Source organism: Variovorax sp. GW823-FHT04B03 (assembly GCF_058796495.1).
The window spans coordinates 951,528-968,739 of sequence record NZ_JBXAIT010000001.1 but is presented as its reverse complement, the minus strand read 5'-3'; the positions used below and the strand labels follow the sequence as shown (position 1 = coordinate 968,739).

The 17,212-nt window shown below is 68.7% G+C and carries 17 protein-coding genes; 14 read left to right on the top strand and 3 right to left on the bottom strand.

Translation table 11 applies throughout. From position 1 onward, the window contains the following. Positions 1 to 192: 192 nt before the first annotated feature. Complete coding sequence (gene coq7 / locus AC1RAD_RS04340) at positions 193 to 822, top strand: 2-polyprenyl-3-methyl-6-methoxy-1,4-benzoquinone monooxygenase (protein WP_139700940.1); 630 nt, start codon at positions 193 to 195, stop codon at positions 820 to 822. A gap of 28 nt (positions 823 to 850) precedes the next feature. Here the strand turns inward: coq7 and AC1RAD_RS04335 are convergent, their stop codons facing one another. Next, positions 851 to 1,300, bottom strand: coding sequence for an OsmC family protein (locus AC1RAD_RS04335; protein WP_012746235.1), 450 nt, complete (start codon positions 1,298 to 1,300; stop codon positions 851 to 853). Between the two features lie 272 nt (positions 1,301 to 1,572). Here AC1RAD_RS04335 and AC1RAD_RS04330 point away from each other — a divergent pair, with 272 nt between their 5' ends. After that, positions 1,573 to 2,853: a porin gene (locus AC1RAD_RS04330; RefSeq protein ID WP_492734549.1), complete on the top strand. Its 1,281-nt coding sequence runs from the start codon at positions 1,573 to 1,575 to the stop codon at positions 2,851 to 2,853. A gap of 94 nt (positions 2,854 to 2,947) precedes the next feature. Here AC1RAD_RS04330 and AC1RAD_RS04325 read toward each other — a convergent pair whose 3' ends face one another. Continuing rightward, positions 2,948 to 4,078, bottom strand: a complete 1,131-nt coding sequence (locus AC1RAD_RS04325; protein ID WP_492734036.1) for a site-specific integrase — start codon at positions 4,076 to 4,078, stop codon at positions 2,948 to 2,950. 73 nt (positions 4,079 to 4,151) lie between these two features. Between AC1RAD_RS04325 and ilvA the strand changes: the two genes are divergently transcribed. Beyond that, positions 4,152 to 5,717, top strand: a complete 1,566-nt coding sequence (ilvA, locus tag AC1RAD_RS04320) for a threonine ammonia-lyase, biosynthetic (protein WP_492734035.1) — start codon at positions 4,152 to 4,154, stop codon at positions 5,715 to 5,717. Between the two features lie 37 nt (positions 5,718 to 5,754). Here ilvA and AC1RAD_RS04315 read toward each other — a convergent pair whose 3' ends face one another. Further along, on the bottom strand, positions 5,755 to 6,387 hold the full coding sequence (locus AC1RAD_RS04315) for a type II secretion system protein N (protein WP_369644670.1): 633 nt from the start codon (positions 6,385 to 6,387) through the stop codon (positions 5,755 to 5,757). A gap of 50 nt (positions 6,388 to 6,437) precedes the next feature. Here AC1RAD_RS04315 and gspG point away from each other — a divergent pair, with 50 nt between their 5' ends. The 11 genes from gspG (at position 6,438) to gspF (ending at position 17,191) form a co-directional block, all read left to right on the top strand. After that, entirely contained in the window at positions 6,438 to 6,878 is a 441-nt protein-coding gene (gene gspG / locus AC1RAD_RS04310) for a type II secretion system major pseudopilin GspG (RefSeq protein WP_056573020.1), read from the top strand. Further along, positions 6,853 to 7,359, top strand: coding sequence for a prepilin-type N-terminal cleavage/methylation domain-containing protein (locus AC1RAD_RS04305; RefSeq protein ID WP_070060010.1), 507 nt, complete (start codon positions 6,853 to 6,855; stop codon positions 7,357 to 7,359). The genes gspG and AC1RAD_RS04305 overlap by 26 nt, the downstream gene beginning before the upstream one ends. After that, positions 7,356 to 7,736: a type II secretion system minor pseudopilin GspI gene (gspI, locus tag AC1RAD_RS04300; RefSeq protein WP_070060011.1), complete on the top strand. Its 381-nt coding sequence runs from the start codon at positions 7,356 to 7,358 to the stop codon at positions 7,734 to 7,736. The genes AC1RAD_RS04305 and gspI overlap by 4 nt, the downstream gene beginning before the upstream one ends. Next, positions 7,736 to 8,416: a PulJ/GspJ family protein gene (locus AC1RAD_RS04295; protein WP_159273966.1), complete on the top strand. Its 681-nt coding sequence runs from the start codon at positions 7,736 to 7,738 to the stop codon at positions 8,414 to 8,416. The genes gspI and AC1RAD_RS04295 overlap by 1 nt, the downstream gene beginning before the upstream one ends. Then, positions 8,413 to 9,459 (top strand): type II secretion system minor pseudopilin GspK, encoded by a 1,047-nt coding sequence (gene gspK, locus AC1RAD_RS04290; RefSeq protein WP_492734034.1) that lies wholly within the window; start codon positions 8,413 to 8,415, stop codon positions 9,457 to 9,459. The genes AC1RAD_RS04295 and gspK overlap by 4 nt, the downstream gene beginning before the upstream one ends. Before the next feature lie 131 nt (positions 9,460 to 9,590). Beyond that, positions 9,591 to 10,802, top strand: a complete 1,212-nt coding sequence (gspL, locus tag AC1RAD_RS04285) for a type II secretion system protein GspL (RefSeq protein WP_095743709.1) — start codon at positions 9,591 to 9,593, stop codon at positions 10,800 to 10,802. After that, positions 10,799 to 11,350, top strand: a complete 552-nt coding sequence (locus AC1RAD_RS04280) for a type II secretion system protein M (RefSeq protein WP_492734033.1) — start codon at positions 10,799 to 10,801, stop codon at positions 11,348 to 11,350. Before gspL ends, AC1RAD_RS04280 begins: the two co-directional genes overlap by 4 nt. A gap of 23 nt (positions 11,351 to 11,373) precedes the next feature. Next, positions 11,374 to 12,177: a type II secretion system protein N gene (gspN, locus tag AC1RAD_RS04275; protein ID WP_070060014.1), complete on the top strand. Its 804-nt coding sequence runs from the start codon at positions 11,374 to 11,376 to the stop codon at positions 12,175 to 12,177. Positions 12,178 to 12,184: 7 nt separating this feature from the next. Then, the gene (gene gspD, locus AC1RAD_RS04270) at positions 12,185 to 14,518 is read left to right on the top strand and encodes a type II secretion system secretin GspD (RefSeq protein WP_492734032.1); all 2,334 of its coding nucleotides are present in this window, start codon (positions 12,185 to 12,187) and stop codon (positions 14,516 to 14,518) included. Between the two features lie 27 nt (positions 14,519 to 14,545). Further along, complete coding sequence (locus AC1RAD_RS04265; protein WP_062472610.1) at positions 14,546 to 15,937, top strand: GspE/PulE family protein; 1,392 nt, start codon at positions 14,546 to 14,548, stop codon at positions 15,935 to 15,937. 9 nt (positions 15,938 to 15,946) lie between these two features. Then, a complete protein-coding gene (gene gspF / locus AC1RAD_RS04260; protein WP_159278472.1) occupies positions 15,947 to 17,191 on the top strand; it encodes a type II secretion system inner membrane protein GspF in 1,245 nt (414 codons plus the stop codon). The last annotated feature ends 21 nt before the right edge of the window (positions 17,192 to 17,212 follow it).

Genomic DNA, 17,212 nt, shown 5'->3' with positions numbered 1-17,212 from the left:
CCTCCTTTTGGGAAGTTGATGCTATTGCACCAGAGCCGCTGCGGCAGGGCAAAACAAATCGCCCTAAATCTTGGAAGCCCCGCGTGTTTCGTTGCAGTCGTGCAACAAAGGACTTAGACGGGTGGTTTTGCCACGATATGAAACGAAATGTGCTGTCCTTGCATCGCCGGACAGGTGCGTTCAAATAGACCCATGACCGCCCTGCTCGACCCCGCCCTCACAGCCGCCGATGCGGCTTTGCGCACGCTTTTTGCCCGATCTCACGCCACCCGGGCGCTTCCGCCCGCGATCCAGCCGCAAGGTGAATTGAGCGAATCGGAGCGCCGCGAGGCCGGTGCGCTGATGCGCGTGAACCATGTCGGCGAAGTCTGTGCCCAGGCGCTGTACACCGCCCAGGCCGCCGTGGCGCGGGACCCGGCGTTGCGCGCGCACTTCCTGGAAGCCGCGCATGAAGAAACCGATCACCTGGCCTGGACCCGGCAGCGGTTGGACGACCTGGGCGCCCGCCCGTCCCTCCTGAATCCACTCTGGTATGCAGGCGCCTTCGGTCTTGGCCTGATTGCCGGACGCCTGGGCGATCCCCTGAGCCTCGGCTTTGTTGCCGAAACCGAACGGCAGGTGGAAGCGCACCTTGAAAGCCACCTGGACCGGCTGCCGCCGACCGATCACGCGTCCCGCGCCGTGGTCGAGCAGATGAAGGTTGACGAAGCCCGCCATGCCACGCAGGCCGTCGACGCGGGCGCAGCGGAACTGCCGGCCCCGGCCAAGGCCCTGATGCGCCTGGCATCGCGGGTCATGACGACCGTCGCCCACCGAATCTAGGGCCTTCGGTCGCCATCCAACGGGGTTTTCAGGTCTCGATCAGATCGAAGCTGGTCGTGATTTCCGCCGTCTTCGCCAACATGATGCTGGCGGAGCAATAGGTTTCGTGGCTGAGGGCGATCGCCCGCTCCACGGCGGCGGCCGGAATGCCCTTGCCCGCCACGGTGAAGTGCATGTGGATCTTCGTGAAGACCTTGGGATCCTTCTCGGCGCGCTCGCTGGTCAGCTTGACGCTGCAGCGCTCGACGCGATGGCGCCCCCTCTTCAATATGAGCACCACGTCGTAGGCGGTGCAACCGCCCGTGCCCGCGAGCACGGTTTCCATCGGCCGCGCGGCCAGGTTCTGGCCGCCGTTCTCGGGCTTGGCCGCGTCCGGGGCGCCATCCATCATCAGGACATGGCCGCTGCCGGTCTCGGCCACGAAGCCCATGGCCGATCGAGTGCCTGCGTCACCGGTCCAACTTACTGTGCATTCCATGGTGTTCAGCTCCAATTGGGATGAATTCGTGCGGAAAAATGCGCACCAAACATCAACTTGTGTGTGGGAAAAGCATCGCCTGCTTGTTGCATCGCAACAAAGGGTGGGTATACTCTATTTCATTGCTGCGCACTTCATGGTGCGCACCCAGTTGTCTCCTCCACCCTTCCAATTGGTGGATTTAGCCCCGAGTCGCAAGACTCGGGGCTTTTTTCTTTGTGCGCCCCGATGGCCGCGCCACTCTAGCCGTCCACTGCGAAAGGGCAGCTGCTCTGGCTGCCCTGGCTGTTGCCGGTGTTGCCTCGGCTCAGTCGTCCGTCACGCTGTTTGGTGTGGTCGACGCGTCGATCAGCGGCTACTCGTCCACCTCGCGTGACCTGGGCAACGGCGTCACGTACGACAAGCTCGGCTTCCCCATCTACAACCCGTTCTACCTGAACCGCGGCAGCATCAAGGCGAGCCGCCGTGAACTGGCCCACTCGGGCTACAACTCCAGCCGCCTGGGCTTCCGTGGCACGGAAGACCTCGGTGGTGGCCTGGCCGCCAGCTTCTGGCTCGAAGCCCCGATCAGCAACGACGATGGCCAGACGGGCGTCTCGACATTCACGCGCCGTTCGACCGTGAGCCTGTCGGGCGGGTTCGGTGAAGTCCGCCTCGGCCGCGACTACACCCCGACGTTCTGGAACGACACCGTGTTCGACCCGTTCGGCACCAATGGCGTCGGCTCCAACCTGGTCAACACAGCCAATGGCGCATTCGGCGGCTTCACCGGCTATGCCGACGGCAAGAAGCTCCCCGATGCCCTCAAAAACGTTCCGCAACTCCCCGATGCTGGTGGCAGCAACTACGTTCGCGCCGGCAACAGCATCGGCTACTTCCTGCCGCCGAACCTGGGTGGTTTCTACGGCCAGGTGATGTACGGCTTCCACGAGAAGACAAAGTACAGCCCCGGCACCGCAACGCCCCTCACGGAAAACGCATCGCGCACCGGTCGCTATGTCGGCGGTCGCTTCGGCTACGCCAACGGCCCGCTGGACGTTGCGCTGGCCTATGGCAGCAGCACCGTGGGTGACCAGTTCTACGTCGGCACGACCACCAAGGTCAACACGCTGAACCTGGGCGCTTCGTACGACTTCGGCCCCGTGAAGCTGTTCGGTGAACTGTCGCGCGCCAAGAACAAGATCGACTACGAAGTCGAACCGTACCTCGGCGGCCGTCCGGACATCGACCTGACCGGCTACCTGCTGGGCGTGACCGTGCCGGTCGGTGCTGGCCTGATCCGCGCTTCGTACTCGAGCGTCAAGTACGACGAAAACCTGGTTGCCCACAACCCGTGGGAAGTGCTGCCCGCCGACAAGAAGGCCAACAAGCTGGCGATCGGCTACGTGCACAACCTGTCGAAGCGCACGGCCCTGTACGCCACCGTTGCTCGCGTGAGCAACAAGAACGGCGCATCGCTGACCGTCGGCGGCCCGAGCTTCCAAGGCACCGGGAACGGCTTCACGCCGAAGACCTCGACGGGCTACGACTTCGGCATCCGTCACGCCTTCTGATCGTTCGCTGTCGATTCACATGCTGGCCCACGCCAGTTTGAATCTGCAAACGCTCAAGCCGCCCGGTTCAAGCCGGGCGGCTTTTTGTCCTTCCTCAATTCATCCGGCCACGCCTGCTCTGCAGCAGCCCCACATTCATTTCTCCGCTCAGCACCGATGCGTAGAAACGCTCGACCATGTTGACACTCGTTCGCGCATTGCGCGCCAGCGTCAGCATGTCGATCCCCTGTCCATACAAGAGCCGCAACGTGATGGCCGTATGGCGCAAGCAATACAGCGTCCTCGACTGACCCAGCGGTCCTTTCTCGAGATCGGTCTTTTCGAGCACCCAGTGAAAGAAGAAATTGAGAACCGCCAGCGCGTGCTCGCGGTTCTTCAGGTGCGGCATGAAGATGTAGTCTTCCGCCCCGCCGAAACCATGGGTCTCGCGGTACGCGACCAGGCATTCATAGACACGAACGGCAGGTCGCAGGCTCACGATGGGCTGGCTGTGCCGCTTGGTCTCCGGCAGGTTCATCCGCAGGTAGACATGCTTGCCTCGCACCACCTCGATGTGCTTGTGCTTCATGAGCTTGATGTCGCTGGGGCGCACGAAGGTGTTGACCATCCAGCGGATCAGCCACGGCAGCTCGTCGGGCATGACGAGCAATTCGCGAGCGATCCAGAAACGCTCGCCGGCCGTCAAGCGATCCAGCACCGGGTGCGAATGGCCGCGCAAGCTGCGCGCCGCCGCGATCAGCGCACGGTACTCCGCCACGCTGAAGCTGCCGCGCGGCTGGCTGCGCACCTTGACCTTCGGGAACACGGGGGCCTCGCGCAATGCACCGACGTGCACGCCATGCATGACCACCTTGCGGAGCAACACGAGGTATTGCGCGATCGTCGTGCTGGTGAAGCCTTGTTCGCCGAGGTGATCGATCAGCCGCTGAACATCCGCAGTCGCGAACACGGCCACCGGCACATCGCCCAGCAACGGAACGATGTGCGCACGCAATCTGTTGCCCATGACCTGCCATGTGGGCCGTCCGATTTCGCCGCGTTGCACGCGCGCGGCCTCGGCCTGCATCAGTCCCTTCGAAAGGTCACTGACAGAAACTGATAACAAATTCTGCCCAACTGTTAGTGAATTAGCGGGCGTATGAATCGCGGGATAGGTGCGCGCAAAAAAACCGGAATCATTTGCAGCAGGAGCCTTGCGGAATAGGTTTATGACATTTGTGTCCATGCCATTCCCCGCATGCAATACCGATGCCTCTTATGATTGATGGTTAGCAAATGAAAACTCCCTGGAAAAGATCTTGCGCAATGCACCCGTTACTGCGGCGTTAACGCCCGCCGACTATCTCAGAAAAATCCTCAATGCGCGGGTCTACGACGTGGCCGTCGAGTCCGCTCTGGAGAAGGCGCGCGCGCTCAGCGAGCGGCTCGGCAATACCGTGTTGCTCAAGCGCGAGGACCAGCAACCCGTATTCAGTTTCAAACTGCGTGGCGCCTATAACAAGATGGCGCACCTGAGCAAAGCGCAATTGGCGAGCGGGGTGATTTGCGCATCGGCCGGCAATCACGCGCAAGGCGTTGCGCTCGGCGCGCGTAAGCTCGGCACGCGCGCAGTGATCGTGATGCCCGTCACCACACCGCAATTGAAGATCGATGCAGTGCGTGGTTTCGGCGGCGAGATCGTTCTGCATGGCGACAGCTATTCCGACGCCTACCTGCATGCGCTCGAATTGCAGACGCAGCAGAACCTGACCTTCGTCCACCCCTTCGACGATCCCGACGTCATCGCGGGCCAGGGCACCATCGCGATGGAAATCCTGCGCCAGCACCAGGGCCCGCTCGACGCGGTGTTCGTGGCGATCGGCGGCGGTGGTCTCATCTCCGGCGTGGCCAACTACATCAAGGCCGTACGGCCCGAGATCAAGGTGATCGGCGTCCAGATGAACGACTCCGACGCGATGATGCAATCGGTCGCCGCGCACCAGCGCGTGAACCTGCCCGACGTCGGCTTGTTCTCCGACGGCACGGCCGTCAAGCTGGTTGGCGAAGAAACCTTCCGCATCGCGCAGAACCTGGTCGACGGCTACATCTCGGTCGACACCGATGCGGTGTGCGCCGCCATCAAGGACGTGTTCGTCGACACGCGCAGCATCGTCGAGCCGGCCGGCGCGCTGGCCGTGGCCGCCATCAAGCAGTACGCCGCCGAGCATGGCCGCCAAGGCGAGACCTACGCAGCGATCCTGTGCGGCGCCAACATGAACTTCGACCGGCTGCGCTTCGTGGCCGAGCGGGCCGAGGTCGGCGAGGAGCGCGAGGCGCTGTTCGCCGTGACCATCCCCGAAGAGCGCGGCAGCTTCCGTCGCTTTTGCGAACTCATCAGCGAGCTGCCCGCGGGCGGTGCGCCACGCAACGTGACCGAGTTCAACTACCGCATCAGCGATGCCGCCAAGGCCCACGTGTTCGTCGGCCTCACGACCTCGGCACGCGGCGAGTCAGCCACCATCGCGAAGGTCTTCATCGAACACGGCTTCGACGCACTCGACCTCACGCACGACGAACTCGCCAAGGAGCATCTGCGCCACTTGGTGGGCGGCCGCACGGGGCTGGCGCACGACGAGCGCCTGCTGCGCTTCGTGTTCCCCGAACGTCCGGGTGCGCTGCTCAAGTTCCTGAGCCTGATGCGGCCGAACTGGAACATCAGCCTGTTCCACTACCGCAACCAGGGCGCCGACTACGGGCGCATCCTCGTGGGCCTGCAGGTGCCGGCCGAAGAGTCGGCGGCCTTCGACAGCTTCCTCGAAACGCTGGGCTATCCCTGCGTCGAGGAAACGGCCAACCCGGCCTACCGCCTGTTCCTCCAGGCCTGAAGAAAAGAAGAGAAGAGAAAGAAAAAGACCGCCGCGCTTACTGCGCGGGGGTCTGCGCCTGCGGCGGTGGCTCCATCGCGGCGCCCGCCGTGGCGGGAAGTTGCTGCTGCTGCGGCGGCGGCATCACCATCGTCGGCATCGTGGCCGGCAACGGCCCGGCTGGCGCAGCTGACTGCACCGACGACAGACCGGCAGGCGGCGTCGGAAGCCCCATGCTCAGCGGCGCACGCACCGGCAGCTGCAGCGTGAACGCCGCGGGCCCGTCGCGCTGGGCACCGAGCGTCGCCGCGCGCACGCCCACCGACTGCAGCACATAGCTCTCACCGACCTTCGAGCCGACGCGGAACGGCCGCGGCGGCTTGCCGTCGATCGAGATCAGCGCCGCGCCCTGGTTCGACGGATCGGCCACCACGCCCGACAGCGCGAAGCGGCTCGCGGCCTCCGGCGCCACGGGGGCGTTCGAGGTCACCGTGACCACGCCCAGCAACCGGGCCACCGCCTCGGCATCGGCCGCGACCGGTGCGCGCGGCATCGTGGCCGCAGCGGCCACGGCGTCGGCCGGCGAGGCCAGCCGCAGCGCCCAGAACACCGCGGCGCCCGCGGCCAACGCCCAAAGCCCCGTCGTTGCAAGTGGGGCATGCCAGCGGGCTGCGGAGTAAGGACTTGTCATGGCCGCGGATTATCATGCAGCGCGCTTACCGCCTCATGTCCCCGCAAGCTATGAACAAACTCCTTCGTTCCGTCTCCCGCACCGCACAACGCGGCTTCACGCTGATCGAACTCATGGTGGTGCTTGTCATCATCGGCGTGCTCGCTGCGCTGATCGTGCCGAACGTGATCGAGCGCGCCGACGACGCCCGCGTCACCGCCGCCCGCACCGACATCAACAACCTGATGCAGGCGCTCAAGCTCTACCGCCTCGACAACCAGCGCTACCCGACCGCCGAGCAGGGCCTGCAGTCGCTGCTGACCCGCCCCACCGCGGGCCCGGCCGCGCCCAACTGGAAGCCCTACGTCGAGAAGCTGCCCAACGACCCCTGGGGCCATCCGTACCAGTACATGAACCCCGGCATCAAGGGCGAAATCGACGTGCTCTCCTTCGGCGCCGACGGACAGAGCGGCGGCGAGGGCAAGAATGCCGACATCGGCAGCTGGCAGTAAGCGCATCGCCCCCGGCCGCGTGGTGCTGCCACCGCCTCGCGCAGCGCGCGGCTTCACGCTGCTGGAGCTGATCGTGGTGATCGCGATCATCGCCATCGCGACCGCCAGCGTGAGCTTCGCGATGCGCGACACCAACGCCGCCGCGCTCGACCGCGAGGCCGACCGCCTCGCCGCCCTGCTCGAATCGGCCCGCGCCCAGTCGCGCGCCAGCGGCGTCATGGTGCGCTGGCGCCTTGTCGAAGGCGGCGGCTTCGTCTTCGACGGCTTGCCCGCCGACGCGCTGCCCACCGGCTGGACCCACGCAGGCATCACGGCCCAGCCCATGCTGGGCGGCGACACCCCGGTGGCGGCGCTGCAGCTCGGGCCCGACCCCATCATTCCGGCGCAGCAGGTCATGTTGCACAGCGACGGCCCACCCGCGCGCGTGCTGCGCGTCGCCACCGACGGGCTGCGGCCCTTCACCGTGTTCGCCGTGCCATGACGCAACGGCTGCGGCGCGCCGGCTCCAGCCACGGCTTCACGCTGGTCGAGGTGCTGATCGCGCTGGGCATCGTCGCGCTCGCGCTGGCGGCCGGCTCGCAGGCCACGATGTCGCTCACGCGCAATGCGCAGCGCCAGTCCGACCTCGTGCTGGCCGGCCTGTGCGCGGAAAACGAACTCGCCAAGGCGCGCCTGTCGCGGCAGATGCCGGCCGTCGGCGACTCGGGCTCCATCTGCCTGCAGGCCGGCCTCACCTTCCTGGTGACGACCACGACGGTGCCCACGCTCAACCCGAATTTCCGGCGCGTCGACGTGCAGGTGCGCGACGAGGGCAGCGCACCGCTGCTGCGCGTGTCGACCGTGGTGGGGCGCGTCTGATGACGAAGCCTTCGCGCGCGCGCGGCTTCACGCTGATCGAGCTGCTGGTCGCCATCGCCGTGATGGCGCTGCTCGCCCTCGTGAGCTGGCGCGGCCTGGACAGCATGTCGCGCGCCACCACGCAGAACCAGCAGCGCGCCGACGCGGTGCTCACGCTGCAGGCCACGCTCGCGCAGTGGAGCGCCGACCTCGACGCCATCACCCTGCTCGCGCAAACCCGCCCGATCGACTGGGACGGCCGCGTGCTGCGCATGACGCGCCGCGGCAGCGACACCAGCACGCCGACCGTGCAGGTCGTCGCCTGGACGCTGCGCCCCGGCGCGGACGGCACGCGCTGGCGGCGCTGGCAGTCGGCGCCTTTCGCCACGCGCGGCGAATGGGTGCAGGCCTGGAACCTCGCGGCCGCCTGGGCACAGGACGGCGCCGCCCCCACCGGCGGCGCCACCGATGTGGCGCTGATGCCGGTCAACAGCTGGCAGCTCGCGTACTTCCGCAACAACGCTTGGGTGCCGGCGGAGCCGCTGCCCGTGGCGGCGGCGAACCCGTCCAACCCGGCCGGCGCGCTCATCGCCATGCCCGACGGCGTGCGGCTGGTGCTGACCCTGCCGCCCGGCGACGGGCTCTCGGGCACGCTCACGCGCGACTGGGTGCGCCCGACGCTCGGGGGGCCGCGCTCATGACCTCGCCGCAACGCCATCGCGTGGCCAGCACGCGCCGCCAGCGCGGCGCCGCGCTGCTCGCCGCCATGCTGACCGTGATGCTGGTCGCCACCTTTTCCGCCGCCGCGCTCTGGCAGCAATGGCGCTCGGCCGAGGTCGAAGGCGCCGAGCGCGCGCGCGTGCAGGCGGCCTGGGTGCTGATCGGCGCGCTCGACTGGTCGCGCCTGATCCTCGGCGAAGACGGCCGCGCCGGCGGCCCCGACCACCTCGGCGAGCCGTGGGCCGTGCCGCTCGAAGAGGCTCGCCTCACCAGCTTCCTGTCGGCCGAGAAGAACGTGGCGAGCGACAACCTCGAAGGCCTGCCCGACGCGTTCCTGTCGGGCCGCATCGTCGACGCGCAGTCCAAGCTGAACGTGCTGTCGCTGGTGGACGCCGGCAAGCCGGTGCCGGCCAGCGTTGCCACCTTCACGCGCCTCTTCAACCTGCTCGGCCTGCCGGCCGGCGAGCTGACCCAGATGACCGCGCGGCTCGCGAGCGCGCTGCACACCGGCAGCACCGACGCCGCCTCAGGCGGTAGCGGCGGTGGCGGCAGCAGCGGCGGTGGCGATGCCAGCGCCGACACCGGCGCCGCCCCGCTGATGCCGCAGGAGGTCGCGCAACTGGTGTGGCTCGGCCTCTCGCCCGCCACCGCCGCCGCGCTCGAGCCCTACGTGACGATCCTGCCGGAGCGCACCACGCTCAACCTCAACACGGCCAGCGCCGAAGCCATCAGCGCGAGCGTCGAATCGCTGGGCATCGCAAGCGCGCGCCAGCTGGTGGAGCGGCGCACCCGCTCCTTCTTCAAGAACATCGAGGAAGCCAACGCCGGCCTGCCCAGCGGCGGCTCGCGCTTCAACGCGGCCCAGCACGGCGTGGGCACCCAGTATTTCGAGGTGTACGGCCGGCTACGGCTGGACCGCACCTGGGTGGAAGAGCACTCGCTGCTCTTTCGCAAGGGCCTGGCCGTGACCACCGTCTGGCGCACCCGTGGCGCGGGCGCCACCATGCCCCCGGCAAAACCCTGACGCCGCTTTCCTTTTCTCTGATCAAAACACCGTCAAACGCACGTAGTCTCTGCAAGATATGCTATTCAAACAATAGCAACAACTTGTAAGCCACCCTCCTACAATCACCGGCTTTTCCGACACCCCCCGACATGACCCCGCTGCTGCTCCTTGCCCCCCTCCCTCCGGCCGATGCCGCGGGCGAGTACGACTGGGCCCAGGCCGGTGAGGACGGCATCGCCCTGCGCGACCAGGGCCGCGCGCTGCTGACGCTGTTGCCGTCGGGCCCCGAGGTCACGCTCGGCATCCCGTCCGCGGCGCTGTCGTGGCACCGCGTCACGCTGCCCAAAGGCAGCATGGGCAGCACCTCGAAGCTGCGCGCCGTGCTCGACGGCCTGCTCGAAGAGCATCTGCTCGACGACCCGGAAGCCCTGCACTTCGCGCTCGCGCCCGACGCCAAGGCCGGCGAGCCGGTGTGGGTCGCGGCCTGCAACCGCATCTGGCTGCGCAGCGTCGTGCAGGGGCTTGAAGCCGCCGGCCGGCGCGTCGTGCGCATCGTTCCCGAATTCACGCCGCAGCCGGCCGACGCGCCACCGCTGCTGCAGGTCACGGGCGAGCCCGAGGCGCCGCAGCTCACGGTCTGCGACGGCGACGGCGTGGTCTCGCTGCCGCTGGCCGGCGCGGGCCTGGCCCTGTCGAACGGCCTGCCGCTGGACACCGCCGTCATCACCACCGAACCCGCCGTCGCCGAAGCCGCCGAGCACCTGCTGCAGCGCCGCGTGCCGATCGTGCAGGCGCCGCAGCGCTGGCTGCACGCCACGCGCACGCCCTGGGAGCTCGCGCAGTTCGACCTCGCCGTGACGGGCCGCGCGCGCGCCGGCAAGAAGTTCGCCTCGGTGCTTCAAACGCTGCGCTTCGCGCCCGAATGGCGCGCCGCGCGCTGGGGCGTCGTGGTGCTGCTGCTGACCCAGCTCATCGGCCTGAACGCCTGGGCCTGGAAAGAGCGCAACGCGCTCGAGTCCAAGCGCCAGGCCACGCGCGCCATCCTGACGCAGACCTTTCCCTCAGTGAAGATCGTGGTCGACGCACCGCTGCAGATGGGCCGCGAAGTGGCCGCGCTGCAACAGGCCGTGGGCGACGTGGCGCCGAGCGATTTCGAACCCATGGTCGGCGCCATCGCCACCGCCCTGCCGCCCGGGCGCTCCCCGAGCGCCATCGACTTCAGCGCCGGCCAGCTGCGCCTGCGCGGCCTCGGGCTGCAGCCGCAGGAGGTCACGCAGATCACCGCCGCGCTGTCGCCGCGCGGCTACCAGGTGCGCACCGAAGGCGATCTGCTGCTGGTGCAGGCCGAGGCCAACCGATGAACTTCAGCGAACAACTCCAGGCCCGCTGGGCCGTCCTCGGGATGCGCGAGCGCCGCCTCGTCATCGGCGCCGTCGCGCTGGTGGCACTGGCCTTGCTCTGGTGGATCGCGCTCGCCCCCGCGCTGCGCACGCTGGCCGCGGCACCGGCCGAACACGCACGGCTCGACGCCCAGCTCCAGCAGATGGCCACCTTGCAGAACCGCGCGAAGGCGCTGCAGTCGCAACCGCGCCTGGCGCGCGACGACGCCCTGCGCGCGCTCGAAAGCTCGGTGCGCGACGGCCTGGGCGTCACGAACGCCCAGCTCATGACGGCCGGTGGCGACGGCGCCGCTACCGTCACGCTGCGCGGCGCGCCCGCCCAGAACCTGGCGCAATGGCTCGCACAGGCGCGCGGCAACGCCCACGCCGTGCCGCGTGAAGTGCACCTGACGCGCGCGCCCGTCGCATCGCCGCCGCCGGGCGCCAAGCCTGCGCCCGCCACGCCCGACCAACCTCCGCAACCCCGCTGGGACGGCACGCTCGTGATGGCGCTGCCCGCCCCGCGCTGAAGCAGCCCCACGCACCGCACGGCATGGCGAGACGCCCCCCGGTCCCCGACCTCCAGCCGCGCCGCGGCAGCTGGCGCTGGGCCGTGCTCGGCGCCGCCACCGGCCTGCTGGTCGCGGTCGTGCTGTTCGCACCGGCACGCTGGCTCGCCTCGGCGCTGTCGGGCTGGACGCAAGGCCGCCTGCTGCTGGTCAACCCGCGCGGCACGGTCTGGAACGGCACCGCCGCTGTCGTGTTCGCCAGCGGCGCGGGCGGCACGCAGGCCGTCTCGTTGCCGGGCCTCTTGAATTGGCGCATGTGGCCGAACTGGCGCGGTCTCTCGGCACGCCTCGACCTCTCCTGCTGCGCGGCGCAACCGCTCGGCCTGCAGGCCAGCCCGCGCGCCAACGGCCTGCAGCTCGCCTGGCAGGACGCCCGCTCGCGCTGGCCCGCCACGCTGCTCACCGGCCTGGGCGCGCCCTGGAACACGCTCAAGCTCGAAGGCGCGCTGGACCTCAACACCCGCGCTTTCGCCATGCAGTGGGACGGCCCCGCATTGCGCATCGAGGGCCAGGCCACGCTCGACGCCACCGATGTGTCATCCGCCCTGTCGACCTTGCGGCCGATGGGCAGCTACCGCCTGTCGCTCGAGGGCGGCACGCGCCCCACGCTGCTGTTGAGCACGCGCGAAGGCAGCCTCGAACTGAACGGCAGCGGCGACTGGAGCGGCACCGCGTTGCGCTTCAACGGCGAAGCCAGCGCGGCACCGGGCCGCGAAGACGCACTTTCCAATTTGTTGAACATCATCGGGCGGCGCGACGGTGCGCGCTCGATCATCACCCTGGGTTGATCCGACCATGAAGAAGCCTCTGTCCTCGTCCGGCGCCCGCCCCGGCCTCGTCGCGCTCGCGGTACGCCTGCTGATCGCGGCGTCGTTCGTGCCGGTGCTGCCGCCCGCCTACGCGCAGACCGGCGACGCCCCGCGGCGCGGCGAACCGATCACGCTGAACTTTGCCGCCGCCGACATCGAGGCCGTGGCCCGCACCATGGCCGTGGTCACGGGGCGCGACGTGGTGGTCGATCCGCGCGTCAAGGGCACCATGAACCTGGTCACCGACCGCCCGCTGGCGCCGGCCGCCGCCTTCAACCAGTTCGCCGCCGCACTGCGCCTGCAGGGCTTCGCGGTGGTGGAAGCCGACGGCCTGTACAAGGTGGTTCCCGAGGCCGACGCCAAGCTGCAGACCAGCACCGTCAACACCTCCATCGGCGGCGCCAGCGCGGCCGCGGGCAACCAGATCGTCACGCAGATCTTTCGCCTGAACTACGAGTCGGCCAACAGCCTGCTGCCGGTGCTGCGCCCGCTGATCCCGCCGAACAACACCATCAACGTGAACCCGGGCAACAACTCGCTCGTGATCACCGACTACGCCGACAACATGCGCCGGCTGGCGCGCATCATCGCGTCGCTCGACGTGCCCAACGCGTCCGACATCGAAGTCATCCAGCTCAAGCATTCGGTGGCCACCGACATGGTGCCGCTGGTCACGCGGCTGGTCGAAGGCGGTGGAGCGGGGGCGCCGGGCGCGGCCGCACCGGGCGGGGCCGACGCCTCGTTCCGCACCACGCTGATGGCCGACCCGCGCAGCAACTCGCTGATTCTTCGCGCCGCCAACCCCGCGCGCGCGCAGCTGGTGCGCACGCTGGTCGAGAAGCTCGACCGTGCGCCGGCCGAAAGCAGCAACGGCGCGGCCGGCAACATCTACGTGGTCTACCTGAAGAACGCTGATGCGGTGCGCCTGGCCGCCACGCTGCGCGCCGCCATGGCCGCCAGCCAGCAGCAGTCGCAGGTGCCGGGCGCGCCCGGCGCCGCGGGCAGCGCTGGCTCGTCGGTGCCGCCGGCCAGCATGCCGATGACGCAGGCCAGCTTCGGCGGCAACAACGCCCAGGGCGGCGGTTCGGCCGCGGCCAACGCGCCGCTGAACAACGCCAACCAGCCGTCCACTGGCGGCCAGATCCAGGCCGACCCGAGCACCAACTCGCTGATCATCACCGCGCCCGAGCCGCAGTACCGCCAGATGCGCGCCGTGATCGACAAGCTCGACGGCCGCCGCGCGCAGGTGATGATCGAGGCGCTCATCGTCGAGGTCAGCGCCAAGAAGGCCGCCAACTTCGGCGTGCAGTGGCAAAGCGCGCTGGGCAACAACGCCGTCATCGGCACCAACTCCAGCCTGGCCAGCGCCAACATCCTGGCGCTGACGCAGGCCCTGGCCACGCGCGACGTCGCCAACGTGCGGCCCTCCACCGGCCTGAACCTGGGCATCGCCGGCAAGATCGGCGGCCAGTACATCCTGGGTGCCATCGCCAACTTCTTCAACAGCGACGGCGACGCCAACGTGCTGTCCACGCCCAACCTGCTGACACTGGACAACGAAGAAGCCAAGATCGTCATCGGCCAGAACGTGCCCTTCGTGACCGGCCAGTACGCCAGCACCTCGGGCTCGGTCGGCATCAACCCGTTCACCACGGTGGAGCGCAAGGACGTGGGCCTCACGCTGCGCGTGCGCCCGACCATCAACGAGAACGGCACCGTGAAGATGACCATCTTCCAGGAGACCTCCACGGTCGACCAGAACACGGCCAAGGACCCCAACGGCCCGACCACCAACAAGCGCTCCATCGAGTCCAGCGTGCTGGTGGAAGACGGCGGCCTCGTGATGCTCGGCGGCCTGCTGTCGGACAACTACGGCAACACCGTCGAGAAGGTGCCCGTGGCCGGCGACATCCCCGTGCTCGGCAACCTGTTCAAGAACGAGGTGCGCACGCGCGACAAGAGCAACCTCATGATGTTCCTGCGCCCCGCCGTGATGCGCGACGGCGCCTCCACTGAGGCCTTCGCCTACGACCGCTACGACGAGATCCGCGGCATGCAGCAGCGCACGCAGCCCAACACCGACAACATCATGCTGCGCGGTGTCGACTCGGCGCCCGTGCTGCCCGAGGCACCGCTGGTGCGCATCAACCGCCTGAACAGCAACGACAGCGGCAAGAAGAGCAGCGAGACCCGCATGGAAGGCACGCAGCTCATCCCGCCGCCGCGCCCCGCCACCGACAACCGCCGGCTCGCGCCCAGCCCGCTGCGCGGCGCGCTGCCGCCCACCGCCGACCCGACCAGCTCGCGCGAGCTGCCCTGAGCCCCGTTTCGCACACGCCAGCCACCCATGCGCTATCCCCTGCCCTACGCGTTCGCACGCAGCCAGCAACTGCTGCTCGAAGCCACGGACGACGGCCGCCACACGCTGTGGATGTCTTCCCATCCGGCACGCAGCGCGGTCGGTGAAGTGACCCGCAAGTACGGCGTGCAGGCCTTCGAGGTGCTCGACGACGGCCCGCTCGCGCAGCGCATCAGCGCCGCCTACGCGCAGGGCGAATCGAGCGCCGCCGCGGTGGTCAGCGAAGTGCAGAACGACGCCGACCTCTCGCGCATGATGCAGGAGCTGCCCGCGGTCGAAGACCTGCTGGCCAGCGCCGGCGACGCGCCCATCATCCGCATGCTCAACGCGCTGCTCACGCAGGCCGCGCGCGACGGCGCCAGCGACATCCACATCGAGCCCTACGAGCGCACGTCGTCGGTGCGCTTTCGCATCGACGGCACGCTGCGCGAAGTGGTGCAGCCCAACCGCGCACTGCACGCCGCGCTCATCTCGCGCCTGAAGATCATGGCCGACCTCGACATCTCCGAGAAGCGGCTGCCGCAGGACGGGCGCATCAGCCTGCGCATCGGCACACGCGCGGTCGACGTGCGGGTGTCGACGCTGCCCAGCGCGCATGGCGAACGCGCCGTGCTGCGCCTCCTGGACAAGAGCGAATCGAAGCTCACGCTCGAATCGGTCGGCATGCAGGGCGACTCGCTGGCGCGCTTCGAAAAGCTCATTGCGCAGCCGCACGGCATCATCCTCGTGACCGGCCCCACCGGCTCGGGCAAGACCACCACGCTGTATGCCGCGCTGGCCCGGCTCGATGCGAGCCGCAGCAACATCATGACGGTCGAAGACCCCATCGAGTACGAGCTGCCGGGCGTGGGCCAGACACAGATCAACGCGAAGATCGAACTCACCTTCGCCAAGGCCCTGCGCGCCATCCTGCGGCAGGACCCCGACGTGATCATGATCGGCGAAATCCGCGACTTCGAAACCGCGCAGATCGCCATCCAGGCCTCGCTCACCGGCCACCTCGTGCTGGCCACGCTGCACACCAACGACTCGGTGAGCGCCGTCACGCGCCTGACCGACATGGGCGTGGAGCCCTTCCTCTTGAGCTCGTCGCTGCTCGGCGTGCTGGCCCAGCGCCTCGTGCGCAAGGTCTGCACGGCCTGCGGCGGCGCGGGCTGCGAGGCCTGCGGCCAGACCGGCTACCAGGGCCGCACCGGCATCTTCGAGCTGCTCGTGGCCGACGACGAGGTGCAGGCACTCATCCACGGCAAGGCCGCCGAGAGCGCGCTGTTCGAAGCCGGCGCGCGCGGCGGCCTGCGCTCCATGCGCGAAGATGGCGAACGGCTGGTGCAGGCCGGCATCACCTCGCGCGCCGAACTCTTGCGCGTCACCCGCGAGTAGCGACCCGCGATGCCCGCCTATTCCTTCGAAGCCATCGATGCCAGCGGCCAGTCGCGCGAAGGCGTGCTCGAGGCCGACACCGCGCGCGCCGCACGCGGCCTGCTGCGGGCACAGGCGCTCATCCCGCTGTCGGTCAAGCCGGTCGGCGGCGGCGATGCGGCCGGCGGTGGCGGCAGCGCCGGCAGCACGCTCACGCGCTGGCTCGGCGGCGGCAAGCGCGTCTTCAACTCGACGAACCTCGCCGTGTGGACGCGCCAGCTCGCCGGCCTCATCTCGGCCGGCCTGCCGCTGGAACGCGCGCTCACGGCCCTCACCGACGAAGCCGAATCGGAACCGCAGCGCAACCTCGTCGCCTCGCTGCGCGCCGAGGTCAACGCGGGCTCGCCCTTCGCGCGTGCGCTGTCGGCGCACCCGCGCGAGTTCTCGCCCATCTACACCGCCGTGATCGGCGCCGGCGAGCAAAGCGGCAACCTCGGGCTCGTGCTCGAACGCCTCGCCGACGACCTCGAGGAGCGCCAGGTGCTGCAGCAAAAGCTGATCGGCGCGGCGCTGTATCCGGCCATCGTCACGCTGGTGGCGATCGTGATCGTGATCTTCCTCGTGAGCTACGTGGTGCCGCAGGTGGCGCAGGTGTTCGCGGGCACCAAGCGCTCGCTGCCCTTCCTCACGACCGTGATGCTGTCGCTGAGCGCCGCCGTGCGCAACTACGGCTGGTGGATGCTGGGCGCCGTGGTGATCGCGGCCATCGGTGCGCGCATCGCGCTGGCGCAGGAGGCCTTCCGCCTCAAGTTCGACGCCGCCTGGCTCAAGCTGCCGCTGGTCGGCAAGCTCGCGCGCGGCTACAACGCGGCGCGCTTCGCCAGCACGCTCGCCATGCTGGCCACGGCCGGCGTGCCGATCCTGCGCGCGCTGCAGGCCGCCTCCGAAACGCTGGGCAACCGCGCCATGCGCGCCGACGCGCTCGACGCGCTGGTGCTGGTGCGCGAAGGCGCGCCGCTGGCCTCCGCGCTGGCGCAGAAGAAACGCTTTCCGGGGCTGGTGTCGATGTTCGCGCGCCTGGGCGAACAGACCGGCACGCTGCCCGTGATGCTGCAACGCGCCGCCAACCAACTCGGCGCCGAAGTGCAGCGCCGCGCCATGCATCTGGCCACCATCCTGGAGCCGCTGCTCATCGTCGCCATGGGCGGCGTGGTGATGCTCATCGTGCTGGCCGTGATGCTGCCCATCATTCAGCTGAACCAGTTCGTCAAGTGACGACGGACGGGGAGCCCCTCA

Bases quoted from the DNA above. Each gene is read 5' to 3' on its own strand.
- AC1RAD_RS04295 (WP_159273966.1), top strand. From the start codon at position 7,736: ATGACGAAGCCTTCGCGCGCGCGCGGCTTCACGCTGATCGAGCTGCTG.
- AC1RAD_RS04280 (WP_492734033.1), top strand. From the start codon at position 10,799: ATGAACTTCAGCGAACAACTCCAGGCCCGCTGGGCCGTCCTCGGGATG.
- AC1RAD_RS04265 (WP_062472610.1), top strand. From the start codon at position 14,546: ATGCGCTATCCCCTGCCCTACGCGTTCGCACGCAGCCAGCAACTGCTG.
- AC1RAD_RS04335 (WP_012746235.1), bottom strand. From the start codon at position 1,300: ATGGAATGCACAGTAAGTTGGACCGGTGACGCAGGCACTCGATCGGCC.
- gspN (WP_070060014.1), top strand. From the start codon at position 11,374: ATGGCGAGACGCCCCCCGGTCCCCGACCTCCAGCCGCGCCGCGGCAGC.
- gspF (WP_159278472.1), top strand. From the start codon at position 15,947: ATGCCCGCCTATTCCTTCGAAGCCATCGATGCCAGCGGCCAGTCGCGC.
- gspL (WP_095743709.1), top strand. From the start codon at position 9,591: ATGACCCCGCTGCTGCTCCTTGCCCCCCTCCCTCCGGCCGATGCCGCG.
- gspD (WP_492734032.1), top strand. From the start codon at position 12,185: ATGAAGAAGCCTCTGTCCTCGTCCGGCGCCCGCCCCGGCCTCGTCGCG.
- coq7 (WP_139700940.1), top strand. From the start codon at position 193: ATGACCGCCCTGCTCGACCCCGCCCTCACAGCCGCCGATGCGGCTTTG.
- gspK (WP_492734034.1), top strand. From the start codon at position 8,413: ATGACCTCGCCGCAACGCCATCGCGTGGCCAGCACGCGCCGCCAGCGC.
- gspG (WP_056573020.1), top strand. From the start codon at position 6,438: ATGAACAAACTCCTTCGTTCCGTCTCCCGCACCGCACAACGCGGCTTC.
- AC1RAD_RS04325 (WP_492734036.1), bottom strand. From the start codon at position 4,078: ATGGACACAAATGTCATAAACCTATTCCGCAAGGCTCCTGCTGCAAAT.
- AC1RAD_RS04315 (WP_369644670.1), bottom strand. From the start codon at position 6,387: ATGACAAGTCCTTACTCCGCAGCCCGCTGGCATGCCCCACTTGCAACG.
- gspI (WP_070060011.1), top strand. From the start codon at position 7,356: ATGACGCAACGGCTGCGGCGCGCCGGCTCCAGCCACGGCTTCACGCTG.
- AC1RAD_RS04305 (WP_070060010.1), top strand. From the start codon at position 6,853: ATGCCGACATCGGCAGCTGGCAGTAAGCGCATCGCCCCCGGCCGCGTG.